The 18,421-nt window shown below is 71.6% G+C and carries 16 protein-coding genes and 1 pseudogene; 8 read left to right on the top strand and 9 right to left on the bottom strand.

Annotated elements, in window-relative coordinates:
* Positions 1 to 127: 127 nt before the first annotated feature.
* The 3 genes from AB0J66_RS06395 to AB0J66_RS06405 form a co-directional block, all read right to left on the bottom strand.
* Positions 128 to 1,420: an acyltransferase gene (locus AB0J66_RS06395; protein WP_364656290.1), complete on the bottom strand. Its 1,293-nt coding sequence runs from the start codon at positions 1,418 to 1,420 to the stop codon at positions 128 to 130.
* A 118-nt stretch (positions 1,421 to 1,538) separates the two neighbouring features.
* On the bottom strand, positions 1,539 to 2,045 hold the full coding sequence (locus tag AB0J66_RS06400) for a hypothetical protein (protein WP_364656293.1): 507 nt from the start codon (positions 2,043 to 2,045) through the stop codon (positions 1,539 to 1,541).
* 11 nt (positions 2,046 to 2,056) lie between these two features.
* Positions 2,057 to 3,418, bottom strand: a complete 1,362-nt coding sequence (locus AB0J66_RS06405; RefSeq protein ID WP_364656294.1) for a sensor domain-containing diguanylate cyclase — start codon at positions 3,416 to 3,418, stop codon at positions 2,057 to 2,059.
* 137 nt (positions 3,419 to 3,555) lie between these two features.
* Between AB0J66_RS06405 and AB0J66_RS06410 the strand changes: the two genes are divergently transcribed.
* Entirely contained in the window at positions 3,556 to 6,447 is a 2,892-nt protein-coding gene (locus tag AB0J66_RS06410) for a M36 family metallopeptidase (RefSeq protein ID WP_364656297.1), read from the top strand.
* Between the two features lie 68 nt (positions 6,448 to 6,515).
* Positions 6,516 to 6,881, top strand: coding sequence for a response regulator (locus AB0J66_RS06415; RefSeq protein WP_364656299.1), 366 nt, complete (start codon positions 6,516 to 6,518; stop codon positions 6,879 to 6,881).
* Here the strand turns inward: AB0J66_RS06415 and AB0J66_RS06420 are convergent.
* A complete protein-coding gene (locus tag AB0J66_RS06420) occupies positions 6,849 to 7,493 on the bottom strand; it encodes a response regulator transcription factor (protein WP_364657342.1) in 645 nt (214 codons plus the stop codon). The two genes, AB0J66_RS06415 and AB0J66_RS06420, sit on opposite strands and share 33 nt — an antisense overlap.
* Before the next feature lie 118 nt (positions 7,494 to 7,611).
* On the opposite strand from AB0J66_RS06420, the gene AB0J66_RS06425 reads away from it, so the two are divergent.
* Complete coding sequence (locus tag AB0J66_RS06425; protein WP_364656302.1) at positions 7,612 to 7,824, top strand: DUF5999 family protein; 213 nt, start codon at positions 7,612 to 7,614, stop codon at positions 7,822 to 7,824.
* On the opposite strand, the gene AB0J66_RS06430 is transcribed toward AB0J66_RS06425, so the two are convergent.
* A complete protein-coding gene (locus tag AB0J66_RS06430; protein WP_364656305.1) occupies positions 7,799 to 11,467 on the bottom strand; it encodes a glycosyltransferase in 3,669 nt (1,222 codons plus the stop codon). The genes AB0J66_RS06425 and AB0J66_RS06430 overlap by 26 nt on opposite strands.
* 208 nt (positions 11,468 to 11,675) lie before the next feature.
* Between AB0J66_RS06430 and AB0J66_RS06435 the strand changes: the two are divergent.
* Positions 11,676 to 11,780, top strand: a pseudogene (locus tag AB0J66_RS06435) (DUF397 domain-containing protein); the annotation flags it as partial.
* 15 nt (positions 11,781 to 11,795) lie between these two features.
* Here the strand turns inward: AB0J66_RS06435 and AB0J66_RS06440 are convergent.
* Positions 11,796 to 12,500, bottom strand: a complete 705-nt coding sequence (locus tag AB0J66_RS06440) for a TetR/AcrR family transcriptional regulator (protein ID WP_364656307.1) — start codon at positions 12,498 to 12,500, stop codon at positions 11,796 to 11,798.
* A 58-nt stretch (positions 12,501 to 12,558) separates the two neighbouring features.
* Between AB0J66_RS06440 and AB0J66_RS06445 the strand changes: the two genes are divergently transcribed.
* Genes AB0J66_RS06445 through AB0J66_RS06455 form a run of 3 tightly spaced genes read left to right on the top strand, consistent with a single transcriptional unit; the run spans position 12,559 to position 15,532 of the window.
* Positions 12,559 to 13,950, top strand: coding sequence for an FAD-binding oxidoreductase (locus AB0J66_RS06445; protein ID WP_364656310.1), 1,392 nt, complete (start codon positions 12,559 to 12,561; stop codon positions 13,948 to 13,950).
* A gap of 16 nt (positions 13,951 to 13,966) precedes the next feature.
* Entirely contained in the window at positions 13,967 to 14,836 is an 870-nt protein-coding gene (locus AB0J66_RS06450; protein WP_364656312.1) for a hypothetical protein, read from the top strand.
* Positions 14,837 to 14,866: 30 nt separating this feature from the next.
* Complete coding sequence (locus AB0J66_RS06455) at positions 14,867 to 15,532, top strand: helix-turn-helix domain-containing protein (protein ID WP_364656315.1); 666 nt, start codon at positions 14,867 to 14,869, stop codon at positions 15,530 to 15,532.
* A 40-nt stretch (positions 15,533 to 15,572) separates the two neighbouring features.
* Here the strand turns inward: AB0J66_RS06455 and AB0J66_RS06460 are convergent, their stop codons facing one another.
* Positions 15,573 to 15,968, bottom strand: a complete 396-nt coding sequence (locus tag AB0J66_RS06460) for a VOC family protein (RefSeq protein ID WP_364656317.1) — start codon at positions 15,966 to 15,968, stop codon at positions 15,573 to 15,575.
* A 44-nt stretch (positions 15,969 to 16,012) separates the two neighbouring features.
* Positions 16,013 to 16,912 (bottom strand): SDR family NAD(P)-dependent oxidoreductase, encoded by a 900-nt coding sequence (locus AB0J66_RS06465; protein ID WP_364656319.1) that lies wholly within the window; start codon positions 16,910 to 16,912, stop codon positions 16,013 to 16,015.
* 104 nt (positions 16,913 to 17,016) lie between these two features.
* On the opposite strand from AB0J66_RS06465, the gene AB0J66_RS06470 reads away from it, so the two are divergent.
* Positions 17,017 to 17,679 carry a TetR/AcrR family transcriptional regulator gene (locus tag AB0J66_RS06470; protein ID WP_364656320.1) on the top strand — a complete coding sequence of 221 codons (663 nt, stop codon included), beginning with the start codon at positions 17,017 to 17,019 and terminating at the stop codon, positions 17,677 to 17,679.
* Between the two features lie 2 nt (positions 17,680 to 17,681).
* Here AB0J66_RS06470 and AB0J66_RS06475 read toward each other — a convergent pair whose 3' ends face one another.
* Positions 17,682 to 18,284 carry a hypothetical protein gene (locus AB0J66_RS06475; protein WP_364656322.1) on the bottom strand — a complete coding sequence of 201 codons (603 nt, stop codon included), beginning with the start codon at positions 18,282 to 18,284 and terminating at the stop codon, positions 17,682 to 17,684.
* Positions 18,285 to 18,421: the final 137 nt, after the last annotated feature.

Here is an 18,421-nt window from a genome sequence, read left to right on the forward strand (position 1 = left end):
CGGCAAACCCTAGACCACTTTTCTGGAACAGATCAAGTTTTCGGCGCGCCGTCGTGACGTCGCACGCAGTGACGAAAAAGCTCGCCGCGCGGGGGCACGGCGAGCTTCTGCGGCGGAGCGGCGCGTCTCAGCGCGGCGGGTACGGCGGGTTCTGCGGGTAGCGCTGAGTGTCGTTGGCGGGGATGACCTGGGCCACGCCGCGGGCGGCGGGCGGGACGGTGGGCGGGGTCAGGGGAACCATGATCGGCTTCAGCGGACCGGCGGGAACGACCGGAGCGGCGGCAGCGACGGGAACGGCCGGAGCGACGGGAACGGCGGCAGCGACGGGAGCGGCTGTCGCGACGGCCGGGATCAAGGCCCGTGGGGCGGGCGGCCAGAGCGACGCCTTGCGCTTGGCCGAGACGTCCTCGACCCAGCCGAAGACCAGCACGGCCGCGATGACCAGGGCCGACTCCACCACCAGCATCCAGCCGATGTAGGTCGGCGTGGCCCACTGCACGTGGTAGTGCTCGAGCAGCATCGCGGCCACGGTGATCAGCGGGTAGTGCCACAGGTAGATCGTGATGGCCCGGGCGTTGATGACGCGGATGCCCTCGGCCAGGGCCGGGACCTTGTCCAGGAAGGCCATCGACGGCTTGAGGCGCAGGGCGATCAGGACGAACGCCAGCGACCAGAACGTGCGGGCGATCGGCTCCGAGTTCAGGTCGTAGCCGTACTCGGTCGGGTGGGTGAACAGGTAGTAGCCGCCGTAGGCGCCGAGCGCGGCGATCGCCGGCAGCAGGACGTAGAGCGGCAGCCGGGCCAGGCGGCCGTCGCGGTGGGCGAAACCGGCGATCCAGCACGCCGCGTAGGTCACGAAGTCCCACATGACGCCGTCGATCTGGTCGGGCAGCCGGAAGCCGGTGTAGACGAGCAGACCGAGACCGGCCAGCGGGGCCAGCACGACCGCCCACGACAGCCGCTTGTACAACAGCCACAGCAGGGGCGAGACCAGGACGAACAGGAGGTACGCGCGCAGGTACCAGAGCACCTCCCAGAACGGCTCCCCCCAGCTGCTGCCGGGCGGGTCCTCCAGCGGGAAGACCCAGAAGACCAGCTGGAGCTTGTGCAGCGGGTGGTCGGGGTCGCTGGTGTGCCAGCCGTGCCAGAGCATGATCGGCACGGCGATGGCCCCGAACACCCACAGGGCGGGCAGCAGCCGCCGGATGCGCGACCACACGGCCTTGCGCGCGCCCGCCTTGGCCAGCGACGCGGCCATGAGCGAGCCGGCGATCGCGAACATCACGCCCATCGCCGGCAGCACGAAGCTCAGCCACGCCCAGCCGAAGGCGTGATAGATGATCACCCGCACGATGGCCACGGCCCGCAACGTGTCGATGTACCGGTTGCGGGACCCCGCGGGGGCCGTCGTCGCTGTCATCTGGTGGCCTTCCGCGGATGATCAAAGCCTGGCGAGTTACAAGATCACGATTGTGCTCTCGCTGTGAACCGCCGGACGGCCGCCCGCCCCCTAGCCGTTCAGCCAGGACTTATGTAGATCAAACAGAGGGCTTCACGCCGAGCTTGGCGCACGCCGCGTCGAAGCTCTCCCCCGCCTTGTCGGTGTCGCCGCTGTCGAGCACCTTCTCCGGCTCAGAGCTGGCGGCGGCCTTGGCGAACTGCGCGGACAGGGTCTTGAGGTCCTTGGCCACCGGGCTGTCGCCGCCGGACTCCGCGATCTTGCCGAGGTCCTTGGAGAAGGTCGCGACGACCTTCTTCAGGCCGGCCGGGTCGAACTCGCCCTGCGCGTTGGCGACCGTGGCGAGCGACTTGGCCATCGTCAGCTTGGCCTGGTTGGCCTGCTCGCACAGTGCCTTGTCACCCGAGGCGGCGGGCGCGGCGGCCGCCGCGGAGGACGTGGCCGGAGCGGCGGACGTGGCGGGAGCGGCGGCCGAGGACGCCGGGGCGGCCGCCGAGTCGCTGTTTTCGGATTTGTCCGAGTCGGAACCGCAGGCGCCCAGCAGGGCGAGCGGCAGGGCAGCGAGAACAAGAGTTAGACGCTTCACGATGGAGCACCCTAGCGGTCGGCCGCCTGGAGCTCATACACGTGTACTCCGTGCGTGCCCGCCCGCTTGGCGTCGTACATGGCCAGATCGGCCCGGTCCAGCAGCTCGGCCGCCGATCCGCAGGAGGGGTCGGCCGCCGCCACGCCGATGCTGGCCCGCGCCCGCAGCGTCACTCCGTCGACGGTCACCGGCTGGTCGAGCGCGGCCAGGATCCGCCCCGCCACCGTCAGCGGCGACCCCGAGGCCAGCACGACCCCGAACTCGTCCCCGCCGAGCCGGCCGAGCAGATCCTCCGGCCGTACGCAGGAGCGCAGCACCCCCGCCACCGACGCGAGCAGGGCGTCGCCGTACCGGTGCCCGTACGTGTCGTTGACCGCCTTGAAGCCGTCGAGGTCGACGAAGAGCACCGCGACCCCGGCGGTGAGCGGCGCCGCCGCGAGCCCGCGCAGGAACGCCGCCCGGTTGTGCAGCCCGGTCAGGTGGTCGTAGGTCGCCTCGTGGGTGAGCCGCTCCTGCATCTCGACGCGCTCGGTGACGTCGCGGAAGTTGACCACCAGGGCCCCGACCGCGGGATGCGCGATCAGGTTGCGCACGGTTCCCTCGACCCAGCGCCAGCCGCCGCCGGCGTGCCGCGCCCGCAACTGCACCGCCTGCGGTTCGGCCGGGTCGGCCAGGCACCGTTCGATCGCGGCCCGGGCCAGGACGACGCCGTCCGGGTCCACCTGCGTGGTCCAGTTGGCCCCGGCGTACGCCTCGGCGCCGAACCCGGTGAGGTTGCGGATCGCGGGCGAGACGTAGCGCATCTCGCCGGTGGCCTCGACGACGCAGTACACGTCGGTCGAGTCCTGCACCAGCGCCTGGTACAGCGCGGCGGTGTCGCGCACCGAGGCCTCGGCCTGTTCGCGCTCCTCGGCGCTGTGCCCGAGGGCGCGGATGAACAACACCGTGAGCAGCAGCCCCAGCAGACCCGTGGCCTGGGCCGGGGTCGGCGGCAGATAGGTGAAGACCCAGCCGAGGGCGATGCCGAGCTGTCCCAGCCCGATGCAGACGGCCGTCCCGACCGCCATCGGCCGCCACAACCGTGCGCCGAAGTCACGCACGTAGTACGTGACCACCAGGGCGAAGGCCAGGGGCAGGACCGGGCCCCAGCCGGTCACGTAGACGATCCAGCCCGCCGCCAGTAGGTGCAGGTAGGGCGTGAGGCGCCGGGTGACCAGGACCGGGTGCTGCAGGACGCCGAACAGCACCATCGGCAGGACGGTGAGCACCAGCGGCGCCCGCCCGACCAGGTCGAACGGGTGCAGCACGAGGACGACGACCAGGGCCACGACCGGCTCGATCGTCAGCCCGGACCACCGCCGGCGAATTCCCACGGATGCCCCCATCGACCAGGCCCGGCCGGACCTGAGAAATCTGACCTTTGATCGACGCATTTAGATGTTTGGCCCATGTCGCGGGGCCGGGCGGTGCGATCGGATGACGGGGACACCCGTTCCACAAAGGAGGTACCGTGCGCGCTCCATCCCGTGCGTCGGCGGGAGCCACCGCCGGTCTGCTCGCGGCCGCGCTCGTCCTGGTCGCCGGATCCGGCAGCCAGGCCGCGCCCGCGAGCCCGGACAGCCATCCCGGTGACGGAAGCAAGGACTACCGCCAGGGCCACGTCGCCCCCACCTCGGCCCAGAAGACGAAGACCGCGGGCGACCAGGTCCGCTGGAACACCTTCGGCACGCCGGCCAGCCTGACCGCCACCACGGAACCGCTGGCCACGGGCCTAGCGGCCGACCCGGTGGCCGCGGCCCGGGCCTACGTCGCCGGCCACCGCGACGTCCTCGGCCTGACCGCGGCCGGCGCCGACTCGCTCGAGCTGCTGACCTCCGCCCCGCTCGGGGAGGGCGCGGCGGTCGTCTTCCGCCAGCGCTTCGGCGACCTGGTGGCCGGCCGCGACGGCCTGCTCTCGGTCGGCGTACGCGACGGGAAGGTGTGGTACGTCAGCTCGTCGCTCGCCCGGGACGCGGCCGCGCCCGAGCCGGCCACGCTCGGCGCCGACCAGGCCGCGGCCGCCGCCAAGGCCGAGGCCGGCCTGCCCGGCGCGACCGTGATGGCGTCCAAGCTCGTGGCCGTGCCCACGGCGGACCGCGGCGCCCGGGCCGCTTACCAGGTGACGATCGGCGACGACCTGCGCGGGGCCGATCCGGTGGCCTTCACGTCGTACGTCGACGCCCGCGACGGCCAGGTGCTGGTCCGCGACGACATCGTCGACGCCGACAGCGACCACCCGGAGTGGGAGGTCTTCCCGGCCAACCCGCCCACCGACTACTCGTCGCGGGACACCCGCCGTACGTGGTGCTTCGCCCCCGGGCCCCGCTGCGACGAGAACGTGCGTACGTCCGCCTCGCCGCTGGCCTGGGACGTGATCCCCTCGACCGGCGAGCCCAGCTTCACCACCCGCGGCAACAACGCCATCGCGGTGGAGAACTGGAACTCCAGCGACCCGTTCACGGTCGGCACCGAGACCGCCACCCCGCGCCCGAACCGCAAGTACGACTACCGCTGGACCAACCAGTGGCACCGCGAGCGCTGCGCGCCCACGACGTTCGAGACACCGCAGAAGAACGACATCGACGCGGCCCGCGGCAACCTGTTCGCCATGCACAACCGGATGCACGACTGGACGTACCACCTGGGCTTCACCGAGGCCACGTGGAACATGCAGGACGACAACCTGCGCCCGGGCGGGCTGGCCGACGACTACGAGCAGGGCAACGCGCAGGCCGGCGGCATCAGCGGCGGCCCGCCCACGTTCGCCGCGCGCAACAACGCCAACCAGATCACCCCGCCCGACGGCGAGGCGCCGATCACCAACATGTACCTGTGGCAGCCGATCGCGGGCACCTTCTACGGGCCCTGCGTCGACGGTGACTACGACATGTCGGTCATCGCCCACGAGTACGGCCACGCCGTGACCAACCGCATGATCGCCGGCCCGGACGGCGGGCTGAGCTCGCCCCAGGGCATGAGCGAGAGCTGGTCCGACCAGCTCGCGATCGAGTACCTGTACGAGCACGGCTACCAGAAGACGTACACGATCGGCCAGTACGTCACCAGCGACCCGACGGCCGGCATCCGCAACTACAACATGAGCCGCAACCCCCAGCTGACGTACGCCAGCGTCGACTACGACCTGGTCGGCCTGCAGGTGCACGCCTCGGGCGAGCTGTGGAGCGCGACGAACTTCGACATCCGGGCCGCGATGATGAAGCGGTACGGCTCGGGCACGCCGGCGCTGCAGAAGGCCTGTGCCAACGGCCGCGTGCCGGTGACGTCCTGCCCGGGCAACCGGCGCTGGATCCAGCTGGTCTTCGACTCGTTCCTGCTGATGGCCAACAGCGAGAACAGCCAGGTCGACGCCCGCGACGCGCTGCTCGGGGCCGACCTGGTCCGCTTCGGCGGCCGGAACCAGGACCTGCTGTGGAACGCCTTCGCCCGCCGCGGCCTGGGCCAGAACGCCGCGAGCAACGGCGCCGCCGACGCCGACCCGCGCCCGGACTTCACCTCCCCCTACGCCAAGGAGGCCACTGTCCGGTTCCGCCCGGTCGACGAGCGCGGCCAGGCGGTGGCCGGGGCCAAGCTGTACGCCGGTGACTACCAGGCCCGTGCGGTGCCGATCGCCGACACCGACCCCGCCACGGCCATCCCCGACACGGTCGGCATCGTGCCGGGCTCGTACCGGTTCGTCGCGCAGGCGCCCGGCCACGGGCACGCCCGGGTGGCCGAGTCCGCGTACCACCCGGGACAGACCCGGACGCTGAGCGTGCGGATGCCGGTCAACCTGGCCTCGGGCGCCGCCGGGTCCACGGCGACCGGCGACGGCGTCAACCTGGCCCGGCTCACCGACGACGACGAGGCCACCAACTGGGCCTCGCTGGGCGCGCCGGTGGCGGGCCGCCAGGTCACCGTCGACCTGGCCGGCGACAAGGCCCAGACGGTACGGAGGGTGCAGGTGAGCGCCCTGCTGCGGCCGCAGATCCAGACCGACCCGGACGCGACCGTGCAGAACCGGTGGTCGGCTCTGCGCCAGTTCCGGGTACAGGCGTGCACCGCGTCGGCCACGGTCACGTGTGCGAACGCGGCCGACTTCCGGACGGTGTACACGAGCCGGCCGGACGCGTTCCCGTCGGGCAAGCCGCGCCCGCGCGCGCCGGAGCTGATCATCAAGTCGTTCGACATCCGGCCGGCCAGCGCCACCCACCTGCGTCTCGAGGTGCTGACCAACCAGTGCACGGGCGGGCCGGCCTACGCCGGTGAGCAGGACGCCGACCCGCGGGCCAACACCGACTGCGCCACGGCCAGCCCGCAGGCGCTGAACGTGCGCGTGGCGGAGTTCCAGGCGTACGGAAAGTAGGTGATCGGCATCCCCGGACTACCGCTAGCAGGAATGCGGCGGATGTCCGGGGATGCCACCCTTGGCGGGTGACCCTGCGCTGCCTGCTCGTCGACGACAACGAGCACTTCCTGACCGCCGCGCGCGACCTCCTCGAGCGCGAGGGACTGGTCGTGGCGGGCACGGCCGCGCACCTCGCGGACGCCGTGCGCCGCGCCGCCGACCTCGGGCCGGACGTGGCCCTGGTCGACATCAACCTGGGCGGCGAGAGCGGCTTCGACGTGGCCCGGCGGCTCGCGCCGACTCCGGTCATCATGATCTCGACGCACGCCGGCGACGATTACGCCGACCTGATCGAGGAGAGCCCGGCCATCGGCTTCCTGTCGAAACTGCACCTCTCCGCGGCGGGCGTCGAGGCGCTGCTATCGGGCCTCCAGGAAGGCCAGCACCGCTAGCACCCGGCGGTGGTGGTCGTCGGTCTCGGGCAACTGCAACTTCGCCAGTACGCTGCGGACGTGCTTCTCCACCGTGCCCTCGGTGATGAACAGCCGCCGGGCGATGCCGGCGTTGGACTGGCCCTCGGCCATCTGCCCCAGCACCTCGCGCTCGCGTGTGCTCAGCACCGCGAGCGGGTCGTCGCGGCGGCGGGAGCTGACCAGCTCCTCGACCAGGCCGGGGTCGATGACCGAGCCGCCACCGGCGATCCGCTCGAGCGCGGCCAGGAACTCGCCGACGTCGGTGATCCGGCTCTTCAGCAGGTAACCGATGCGCCGGCCGCTGGCCAGCAGCTCCATCGCCTGCTCGACGTCGGCGTAGGCGGACAGGACCAGGATCCCGGTCTCGGGCAGCTCGTCGCGGATCTGCTTGGCCGCGCGCAGGCCCTCGGTCGTGTTGGTCGGCGGCATCCGCACGTCGACCACCACCAGCTCCGGCTTGGTCTCGCGGACCAGGCGCATCAGCTCGACCGCGTCGCCCGCCTGGCCCAGCACGTCCAGCCCGGACCGCTCCAGCAGACTCGCCAGCCCCTCGCGCAGCAGGACGTCGTCCTCCGCGATCACCACCCGCATCCCGCTCATGGGGGGATTATCGCCGGTCGGCTACCGGCTAGCCGGTACCGGGGAGCCGGTAGGCGGAAGTCGGGCTAACGGCGATGTGCGGAACCACTCGGATGACGAGGCTGTAGTCATGTGCGAACACCAGCCGCAGTGCCCCGCGATCGACCAGCCCGGCGCCGAGAGCGCGCAGGTCATCATGCATCACGCCGACCTCGGGTGGGCCATGTTGTGCAACGGCGCCATCGTGCTCGACAGCGCGGTGCGGGCCGCGCCCGTCATCGACCTGGCCAGCCGTAAGCGCCGGGCCCCGCAGCCGGTCACTGCCCATCAGGTCGCGGCCTGACCAAGGGCACCCGGCACGTCACGGTCGTGCCGCCGCCCGCGGGGCTGCGCACGTCGAACGTGCCGCCCAAAGCCTCGATGCGGTCCTTGAGGCCCAGCAGACCGGTGCCGCGCGTGGGATCCGCTCCCCCGGCGCCGTCGTCGCGGACCACCAGCCGCAGCGCATCACCGTCGGTGTCGACGGCCACCTCGACCACCGAGGCGCCCGAATGCTTGGCCGCGTTGGTCACCATCTCCGAGACCACGTAGTACGCGCCGACCTCCACCGCTTGCGGCGGGCGCGCTTCCAGGCGTACGTCCACCTCCACCGGAAGCGGCGAACGGCGCGCAAGCGCCCGCAGGGCCGGCCGCAGGCCGGAATCGGAGAGAACCGCCGGGTGGATGCCGCGGGACAGCTCGCGCAGCTCGTCGATGACCGTCATCAGGTCGCCGGCGACGTCGGTCACCCCGCGCCGGGTCTCCCCCTCGGTGTCCATCCCCACCCCGCGCAGCCGCAGGGCCAGCGCCACCAGCCGCTGCTGGGCGCCGTCGTGCAGGTCGCGCTCGATGCGCCGGCGGGCCTCGTCGGCCGCGGCCACGATCCGGGCCCGGGAGCTCTGCAGGTCGGCCCGGCTCTGCGCGTCGGCCACGGCGGTCGCGACCAGGTCGGTGTACTCGGTCATCCGGGTCTCGGTGTCGGCCGGCAGCTCCTCCTCACCCCGCCCGACCACGAACATGCCCCACAGCCGGCCGTTGACGTGGATGGGCACGCCGACCGCGGTGTCGTCGACCCGGGCCGCGCGACCTGTGGTGCGCACTTCTTCTGACAGCGCAGTGCCGTCCCACGAGTCTCCGGCCAACAGCGAGGTGGTTCCGTCAAGCTCATATCTGACAAGTCGGACATGCCCGCCGCCGAAGTGGCGCAGCACCTCCTGGGTCACGGCGGCGAACACCCGCTCCGGGGCCTCGCCCTGCGCGATGAGCAGCGCGAGCCGGCGCAGCGAGGCCTGGGTCTCGGCCAGCTCGCGCAGCCGCTGCTCGGCCTGCGTGTTGGCGATGGCGGTGGCCGCGAGCTCCATGAAGTCGCAGATCCGGGCCTCGGTGCCGGGCGGGAAGTCGGGCTGGGTGGTGGCCGCGATGATCACACCCCACTGGGCGCCGCCGACCGTCACCGGCGTGGCGATGCCCGCCTGAAGGCCCAGCCGCTCGATGATGTCGCGGAACGGCCCGGTCCGGAACGGCGCCCCGACCCGCTTGAGCGGCTCGCCCCGCTCGATGGCCGACGCCATCAGCACCGACGAGGAGCCCAGCTCAAGCCGCCGGCCCACCGGCATCGGCTCGCTGAGCAGGCCGTACGTGGCGACGACGGTCACCGCGTCGTCGCCGTCGAACCGGGCCACGTACGTGCCCTCGGCCCCGATCAGCCCGGCCAGCTCGTCGGCGATCGCGGTGAAGACCTCGGCCGGTTTGGCCTGCGCGGCCACCAGGGTGGCGACCCGGCGCAGGGCGGCCTGCTCCCCGGCCAGGTCGCCGCGGGCCCGCTCCGACTCGACGGCCCGCCGGATGGCCACCGTGGCGACCGTCGAGACGATCGTCGCGGTGCCGATGAACAGGCCCAGCACGATCAGCGAGGTGTCGTTCAGCACGCGCAGCGGCGGCAGGAAGTACCAGTCGAAGGCCAGCACCGCGGCCACGCCCACCGGCAGGGCGAACATGATGCCGGCGGTACGGGCGATGGCCAGCACCACGGCCAGCATGCCCAGCCCCAGCACGGGCGCGTGCACGGTCGGCACGTGGTCGCGCAGATAGGTGCTGAGCACGGCCACGACGACGAACGACCCGACCCCGGAGAGCAGGGAGAACGTGACTTCGGTCCAGAGGGGCAGTCGGCGGCGCACGGGAGAAGGCTGCCATCGGCCGATGGCCGGCACAATGGCGTGCGTCATCCGCCGCCGGGTCAGTTCCCACCGGGCGTCGCGGTCCCGGCGCGGGTCGGCCGCGGCCGGGACGATCGGCTCGCCGGACATCACGATCATGGTCGGGCGGCGGCGCCACCGGCTCGGTGTGAACCGGATCGACAACGGCACCACGGGCACCCGGGCCCGCGCGGCCAGATGGAAGGCGCCCCGCTGGAAGGGGCGCAGCCCGGTCTCGTACGGCTTGAGCTCGCCCTCGGGGAAGAAGTGGACGAGCCGGCCGTTGGCCAGGAACAGCTCCAACTCGGCGAAGAACAAGGGCAGTTCCACGGCCGTACGCGGCACAGCGATCCCGCCGAGCAGGCGCACCAGAGCGCCGTACCAGCGGTTCTCCAGGTTGATCGGGGCCGAGGTGAAAACGGCCCGGCGCGGGAACACGGCCAGGGCGACGAGCGCGCTGTCGAGGTGATGGACGTGGTTGGCGACGGTGACGGCGGTTTTCGGAAGCCGGATTTTGCCCTCGCTACGCACACCGAGGACCACCCGGGTGGCGAGGAACAGCAGCGGGATGGCGACGGCGTAGTAGAAGACGGCCGAGAACAGGCGGTACGGGAGGCTCTGGTAACCGGCGGGGCGCTCGGGGGGCTTGCCGGCGCGGGCGTAGACGCGCTCGACGGCCCGGACGCTGCGCTCGACCGAGAACGAACGGCCGTAGCGGGCGTACGACTCCGAGGCGGTGGCGAGGCCGGCCGCGTCCTCGATCCAGTCGTCGATCCGCTCGGCCAGCGACGACGGATCGCCGGCGCGGAACAGGTTGCGCGGCTCCAGGGCGAACTGGCCGGTGGCGCTGCGGCGGCTGTCGGAGATGATCGGCACCAGCCCGCACGAGAAGGCCTCCAGGCAGGCCAGGCCCTCGATCTCGGCGTCCGAGGCGTGCACGTAGAGGTCGCAGGCGCGGATGAGCTCGATCAGCTCGTCCTGCGCGTAGTAGCCGAACCGCGGTTCGTTCCGCAGCGTCGCGCCCAGCCGTTTCAGTCGTCTCTCCCGGGGCCCGTGCCCGGCGAAGTACAGCTGGATCTTGTCGGCGTAGCGCGACCGCCGCACCGCCCGGATGACCACGTCCTGCCGCTTCTCGGCCGCGAACCGGCCCGTCATCAAGATCTTGAACAGGCCGTCGGCCCGATCCGCCGGTCCGGGCCGGAAAGCGGCGTCGACGCCGTTGCTGATGACATGCAAGCGCGCGCGATAGCCGTGCGCGCGCATCTGCGCGGCAATGAAAGTCGACGGGCAATGAATGTCGGCGAAGCGCCCGTAGAAGAACAGCCGCAACAAGAAGTAGACAAGATGCGCCGCCGGCCGGAACCAGCCCAGCCCGACGTTGTAGGTGATGTTCTCCGGCTGCACATGAAAAGCCGCCACCGCCGGCACCCCGAGCCGCCGCGCGGTCCGCTCGGCCGCCCGCCCCAGCGCCCACGGCTGATAGATGTGCACCACATCGGCGCCCCGGATCGCCTCGGTCAGCGTCTCCGGCACCGGCTTGGCGAAGAGCGTGCTCTGCTTGTGCGCCAGCCGGCTGGCCACCGGCACATGCAACTCGGGCAGCCCGAAAACCCGCGGCCCGCCGCTCCGATGCCGGCTCACCCCACAGGCCACGACCCGCACGTCGTGCCCGCGCGCGATCAGCCCCTCAGCAAACCGATTTGCCGAAATAGTCGTCCCGTTGTTGTTGACCTCGAACGTATCCGCCACCAGCGTAATGATCACAGTCGAACTCCCCCGAATCCGACGAAACAATCATCACGTTATACAAAACCCGAGATCCCCGGTCAATGGGCCGATCGTCCTCACTGGACTCCGCCACCTCGGCCACCAGGCGCGCGACTGCGGCGTGAGTCGAGCCAAGGCGGCGCCGGCTCAGTTCGAACTCGAGGATCGGGGCCAGCCCGTCCCCAGGAGCGGCAACTGCGTCGAGGTGGCCACCGACCTTCCGGACGTCGTTCCGGTGCGGGACACCAAGGACCGCGATGGTGGGACGCTGCTGTTCACGCCGGCGGCGTGGCGGGACTCATCGGCGCGGTCAAGGCTGGGGAGTTCGACCTCTAGCCTGCTGCTGCAGGGCGTAGATCAGTTTGACGAGGACGCCGGGGAACGGGGATGAAGTGACCTCGGGCAGGTGCTCGCGGACGGCGGCCAGGTTCGGGTAGTCGGCGGCCGGGAACGACGCGTACGTCTGGGTCAGGGCCTGCCGGTCGGTTTGCTCCTGGTTGGCGGTGAGCTCGGCGGCGTCCATGGCGGCCAGGGAGAGCACCGCGTCGATGAAGTCGGAGTAGTGGCGGACGGCTTCGGCGCCCGTGAAGCCGGCGCGGAGGAGCAGGCCGATGCCGATGTCGTCGACGCGGAGTTCGTTGGGGCCGGCGGTGAAGCGGACGGCCCGGAGCTGGGCCAGGCGGGGGTGGCGCAGCATCGAGTCGTGGACGCGTTCGCCGAGCTCGCGCAGGGACGCGGCCCAGTCGGGGCCGGGGGTGTAACCGGCGAGGGTCTCGCCCAGCAGGCGGTCGGCGATCGCGATGAGCAGCGCGTCCAGGTCGCGGAAGTAGCGGTAGACGGCGCTCGGGTCAGCCCCCAGCTCGACGCCGAGGCGGCGGAGGGTGAGGGCGTTGCCGCCGGGGGCCTCGATGAGCCGCAGGGCGGCGTCGATGATCAGCCCGGGCTCGAGGATGACGCCGCTGCGGGTGGGGCGCCGCCGGACCCGGGCCGCTGCGCCCGCACGGGTCGTCGCCAAAAAGGCCTCCTTATGTCAACGCATTGACTTAAGCGTAGCCCGGCGATTTGCTGAGCCCATGACCAGGCCGGCTTACGACCTCGACCTCCGCACCGACCCCGCGCGCCTCCGGACTGCCCTGGCCGGCGCGTCCCGTACCCCGTTCTGGCTCGAGGACCCGGGCCGGCCGGCCGCGCGGCCCGCGCTCGTCGGGGCCGTCGAGACCGACCTGCTCATCGTGGGCGGTGGTTATTGCGGGCTCTGGACCGCGCTGCAGGCCAAGGAGCGGGATCCCGGCCGTGACGTCGTACTGCTCGAAGGTCAAGAAGTTGGCTGGGCGGCGAGCGGTCGCAACGGCGGGTTCGTCGAGGCCAGCCTCACCCACGGCCCGGCCAACGGGCGGCGGTACTTCGCCGGCGACCTCGACGTGCTGGAGACCCTGGCCGCGGAGAACTTCGCCGGGTTCCGCGAGGCCCTGACCAGGCACGGGATCGACGCCGAGTACGCCGAGGAGGGCGCCCTCTCGGTCGCGACCGAGCCGCACCAGCTGGCCGAGCTCGGCGAGCACCTCTCCCCCGCCGAGCTGCCCGTCCGGTCGCCGCTCTACCGCGGCGGCGTCTTCCACCGGACAGGCAACGCCCTGGTCCATCCGGCCAAGCTCGCGTGGGGCCTCAAGGCCGCGTGCCAGACCCTGGGGGTACGGATCTTCGAGCACACCCCGGTCAGCCGGCTCACCGACGCCGGGAGCACCGTCCTCGCCACCACGGCCATGGGCACCGTCCGCGCGCGCCAGGCCGTCCTGGCCACCAACGGCTTCCCGTCACTGCTGCGCCGCGTACGTCTGCTCACGCTGCCGGTCTACGACTACGTGCTGATGACCGAACCGCTGACCGACGCTCAGATCGACGAGATCGGCTGGCACGGCCGCTTCGGCATCTCGGACACCTCACGGCAGTTCCACTACTACCGCAAGACCGCCGACAACCGGATCCTGTGGGGCGGATACGACGCCGTCTACCACCGCGGCCGTGGCGTCCGGCCCGAGTTCGACCAGCGCCCGGAGACCTTCGCCCGGCTGGCCGACCACTTCCTGCGGACGTTCCCCCAGCTGGCCGACATCAGGTTCACCCACACCTGGGGCGGCATGATCGACATGTCGACCCAGCTGGCCGCGTTCCAGGGCCTGGCGATGAGGGGCAAGACGGCGTACGCCGGTGGGTTCACCGGCCTGGGGGTGGCGGCCACGCGGTTCGCCGGCACGGTGATGCTCGACCTGCTGGCGGGGGCGGACACGCCGCGTACGCGCCTGAAGATGGCCACCAGGCGCCCGTTGCCGATCCCGCCCGAGCCGCTGACCTACCCGGCGGTCCAGGTGATCCGCCGGGCCATCGCCCGATCGGACCGCAACGGCGGCCGGGACGGTGTGATCCTGAAGACGGCCAACCTGATGGGGTTCTCCTTCGACTCCTGACCTCTACACTTCCCCGGTGATCTTCGACCTGGCCGTTGCGGCTGCTCAGCACGCCCGCGTGGTGTTGCTGAGCGGTCTCGCGCTGGTGGTGCTCGGCGTCGGCGCGGGGTGGGTCGCGGTTCCGGCCGCGATCGCGGGGATCATGCTTGCGTTGCTATTGGTCTGCTTCGGCGCGCCGTCGATGCGGCGGCCCCGGCCCTCCTTCTCCTCATGGCGCACGCCCCGGACCATCGTCTACACCCTGGCCGGGGTGGGGCACTTCGCCCTGATCGGCATCTTCACCCTTCATCTCGGGGACTTCACTGCCCCGAAGGACAAGATCATTCTGGCGCTGACCGTTCTGTCCTTCCTCGTTTATCTACCGGCGATGTGGCGGGGCGTCGGCCTGACGGTCACGGCCTCGGGTGTACGGGCTGAGAAGTGGTCCGGTTCGGTTGTCGTGCCCTGGGAGGCGCTCGCCGACGAACCGCCCACCGGCGAACGCGGCGCGGTCCGGGTCGTCTACGCCCGGCCCGATCTCGTCCAGGTCTCCGGGTGGACGGCGAACCGCGCGGAGCTGCCCTGCGAGGGCACCGACCCGCGCTTCGCCGCCGCCGTGATCAGTTACTACGTGCGCCATCCGGAAGAGCGCGCCGCCATTTCCCCGGATGCGGTCGCGCCCACCGTGCCCGAAGAACCCGAACCGCCGGCCGATCGCGCCACGGCCCTCACGGTCCTGGTGGTCAGTGCGGTCGTCCTCGCGCTCGCGGTGGCCGGCGAGGCTTGGGTGGACGATGAATCGCTCCTCGGCTGGCTCGTCCACATCGGCGCCGGGATCATCGCCACCGCCGCCGGCCTCTGCGTGATCGGAGCCGTCAAGGATCTGCGGCAGTCCGGGCCGAGATGAACGTCGTACCCCCGTGGCAGAGTCGGGGGCATGTACGAGGAATGGCAGTCCCCGCTGCCCCACGTCATAGCGTGGCGCAGCGTCACGCCGCCGGGCGCGGCCCCGCTGCGGATCCTGCCCGACGGCTGCCTCGATCTGATCTGGCAGGACGGGACGGTCTTCGTGGCCGGGCCCGACACGACCGCCCAGCTCGGGCGCCCGTCACCCGGCAGCCGGCACGCCGCCCTGCGCTTCGGCGCCGGCACCGGCCCGGGAGTCCTGGGCGTGCCCGCCTCGGAGCTGGTCGACCGCCAGGTGCGCCTCGACGCCCTGTGGCCGGCCGCCGCGGTGCGGGCCATCGCCGAGGCCGGCGACCCGCTGGCCGCCCTGACCGCGGCCGCCTTTGATCGGTGGCGAACCCCCGACCGCACCATGGTCGCCCTGGCCGCCGCGGCCCGCGCCGGCCTGCCCGTGAGCGCGGTCGCCGACCGCTGCAGCCTCAGCCCTCGCCAGCTGCAGCGCCGCAGCAACGACGCCTTCGGCTACGGCCCGAAGACGCTGCACCGCATCTTCCGCATGCAGCGCGCCGTCGCCCTGGCCCGCTCCGGCCGCCCGTTCGCCGCCGTGTCGGCCGACGCCGGCTACGCCGACCAGGCCCACCTCGCCCGCGAGGTCAAAGCCATGGCCGGCGTGCCGCTGGGCGCCCTCGTGTCCTGACCCCCTACCGAGGCGACCGGTGCGGACTTGAGCCGGTGCGCTACTGCTCGGACTTGCCTTGAGCGAAGAGGTCGACGACGTTGCCGTCCGGGTCGCGGACCTGTGCGTACCGCTGCCCCCAGGGCGCGTCCCAGGGCGCCTTGACCGATTGATAGCCCGCGCCCACCAGGTCGGCGTGGGTGCTGTCCACTTCGGCCGGATCGGCGCACAGGAACGCCCAGCCACCGGACGGCGGCTCCGGCTCGTACGCCGGGTCGAAGGACTTCAGCGCCGCATGCGTGTCCCACATCAGCCGGATCCCGCCGGCCACCACCGACTCGGCATGCGGCTCCTGGTCGGCTCCGTCCGGGAACTCCAGGCCGAGCCGCCGATAGAACGCGAGTGATGCTCCCATGTCGGCCACCGCGAGGCCGATCGCTTGAAAGGTAGGTGCCATGCCGTCGACGATAAGAGCCTCACCGCGGCCCCGTCTTGAACAAATCAGACGGGAAACTTCACCCCGGTCAGGTCCTCGGAGACAGCCCAGAGCCGCTGCTGGACCGCCACCTCGTACGACTCGGGGCTGGAGGTGACCAGCCGAGGGTGACCCATGATCTGGTTGCGGCCGCCGGGGCCGTAGTACTGGCCGCCGAGCACGGCCGGGTCGGTGGCGGCGCGCAGGCTCGGCAGCGCGCCCATCGCCGGCGTCTGGGTGATCACCGGCGCCAGCCAGGTCAGCGGGAGCCGGAGGGCGGCCGGGGTGTTGCGGGCGAGCTCGGTGCCGGAGAGACCCGGGTGCGCGGCCACCGCGGTGGTGGTGCCGTGCGGGGCGAGCCGGCGCTGCAGCTCGTACGTGAACATAAGGTTGGCCAGCTTGGCTTGACCGTAGGCGCCGACCCGGCTGTACGACCGCTCCCACTGTAGATCGTCGAAGTGGATGGCGGCCCGGATGCGGTGGCCGGTGCTGCTGACCGTCACCACCCGCGAGCCCGGCACCGGCAGCATCAGGTCGAGCAGCAGCCCGGTGAGCGCGAAGTGCCCGAGGTGGTTGGTGCCGAACTGCATCTCGAAGCCGTCCCGGGTGACCTGCTTCGGGGTGTACATCACGCCGGCGTTGTTGATCAGCAGGTCGAGCCGGCCGAGCCGGGACCGCAGCTCCGCCGCCGCCGACCGGACGGAGTCGAGCGAGGTCAGATCCAGCGCCTGGACCGTCACATCGCCGGTCATCCGGGCCGCGGCCTGCTTGCCCTTCTCGACGTTGCGCACGGCGAGCACCACCGACGCACCGCGCTCGGCGAGCGCCTTCGCGGTCTCGAAGCCCAGCCCGGTGTTGGCCCCGGTGATCACGGCCGCCCGGCCGCGCTGGTCCGGGATGTTCGCTGTGGTCCACTTCTCGCTCATGTCGTCTCCCCATTAACGTACCGAAGGTATCTTGTGGGATCGACAGTAAAGTACTGCCGGTACGCTGTCAACGTACCGGCAGTACTTAAGTTAGGCTGGCTGTCGTGACATTCCAACGGGCACGAACCGAGGAGCAGCGGGAGATCCGCCGGCAGGCCATCCTCGACATGGCGTCGACCATGCTCGACGAGATGCCGGTGGCCGCGGTCACCCTCAACGAGCTCAGCCGCCGGGTGGGCCTGGCCAAGCCCAACGTGCTGCGCTACTTCGAGTCCCGCGAGGCCGTGCTGCTCGAGCTGCTCGACCGCTTCCTGCAGGAGTGGCTCACCGAGCTGGCCGCCGACCTGGCCACCGGCGTCGACGAGACCCAGCCCATGCCCGCCCGCGCGACAGCGGTCGCCGAGATCCTCGCCCGCTCCCTCTCCGACCGGACCGTGCTGTGCGACCTGTTCGGCGCCCAGGGCAGCGTCCTCGAGCACAACGTCTCCGTCGAGGTCGTCGCCCGCTACAAGCGCGCCTCCCTCGACCGCCTGACCACCATGGCGGGTCTGCTGGGCAAGCACCTGCCCGAGTTGGGCGACGACGCCACCCTGTTCAGCCTGCAGACCATGGTCATGGCCGGCGCCCTGTCGGCGTACAGCACTCCCCCACCCAGCCTCCAGGCCGCCTACGAGGCCGAGCCCGAGCTGGCCCGCTTCCACCTGGACATGGCGGAAGCCTTGAAGCTGACCCTGACGAGCGCCCTGCTGGGCGTCCTACCCCGCTGACCTCACGATTGAGGAGCCGGTAATCCCCGGGCGATCGCCTGCTCGAAGCGTTCCCACGCGGCCTGGGTGAAAGGGTGGACGCCGTCGAGCACGAAGTCGGCCACACGCTGCGCTTCGGCGCGTGTCCCCGCCGCCTCGGCGGCTGTGATCCACCCCCGGCCGACGGCGTCGTCGAGCTCGTCCTCGTCGGCGACGCCGACGGTCCTGCCGTGCCGGCTGAGCCTGGGGCGGGGATCGGCGCCGGAAGGCGTGTCGTCACCCGGCAGGTGCCAGAGGTCCAGCTCCAGGTCGACGAAGCCCCACACGTTCCCGCTCCGCGTCACCGGGCGGGACAAGTCGACGGTGATCCCCGTCCAGGGTGTGTGCCGCCAAGCAGCGACCCAACCGCCCTGATGTGGTGCGAAGTAGAGGACGGGGCAGCCCGGCGCCTCGGGGACCCCGGAGAAACACGTGGCCTCGCGGCCGTCGGCCCACCGCCCCGTGTACGAGGTGCCTTCGGGATGGAACAGCCAGGAGCCGACCGCGTCGTCACCGAGGTGATAGGTGAGCCAGCTACCCCCGTTGCCGTTGAGCTTCCGCTTGACCAGCTTCACGACGCGGGGCACTGCCTGAGGCTAACCGACCACGTAGGTGCCGTCGTCGGTGATGGCGAAGACCGGAGCGGGCCGCCGGCACCGAGCGCACAGCGCGGCCCACCGCCGAGGGGCGACTCCGAAACATCCACCGTGGTCACCACCGCAGA

The sequence above is a fragment of the Actinoplanes sp. NPDC049598 genome, assembly GCF_040675435.1.
In the GTDB taxonomy this organism is placed as follows: domain Bacteria; phylum Actinomycetota; class Actinomycetes; order Mycobacteriales; family Micromonosporaceae; genus Actinoplanes.

Bases quoted from the DNA above. Each gene is read 5' to 3' on its own strand.
- AB0J66_RS06420 (WP_364657342.1), bottom strand. From the start codon at position 7,493: ATGCGGGTGGTGATCGCGGAGGACGACGTCCTGCTGCGCGAGGGGCTG.
- AB0J66_RS06455 (WP_364656315.1), top strand. From the start codon at position 14,867: ATGTACGAGGAATGGCAGTCCCCGCTGCCCCACGTCATAGCGTGGCGC.
- AB0J66_RS06465 (WP_364656319.1), bottom strand. From the start codon at position 16,912: ATGAGCGAGAAGTGGACCACAGCGAACATCCCGGACCAGCGCGGCCGG.
- AB0J66_RS06445 (WP_364656310.1), top strand. From the start codon at position 12,559: ATGACCAGGCCGGCTTACGACCTCGACCTCCGCACCGACCCCGCGCGC.
- AB0J66_RS06395 (WP_364656290.1), bottom strand. From the start codon at position 1,420: ATGACAGCGACGACGGCCCCCGCGGGGTCCCGCAACCGGTACATCGAC.
- AB0J66_RS06460 (WP_364656317.1), bottom strand. From the start codon at position 15,968: ATGGCACCTACCTTTCAAGCGATCGGCCTCGCGGTGGCCGACATGGGA.
- AB0J66_RS06425 (WP_364656302.1), top strand. From the start codon at position 7,612: ATGTGCGAACACCAGCCGCAGTGCCCCGCGATCGACCAGCCCGGCGCC.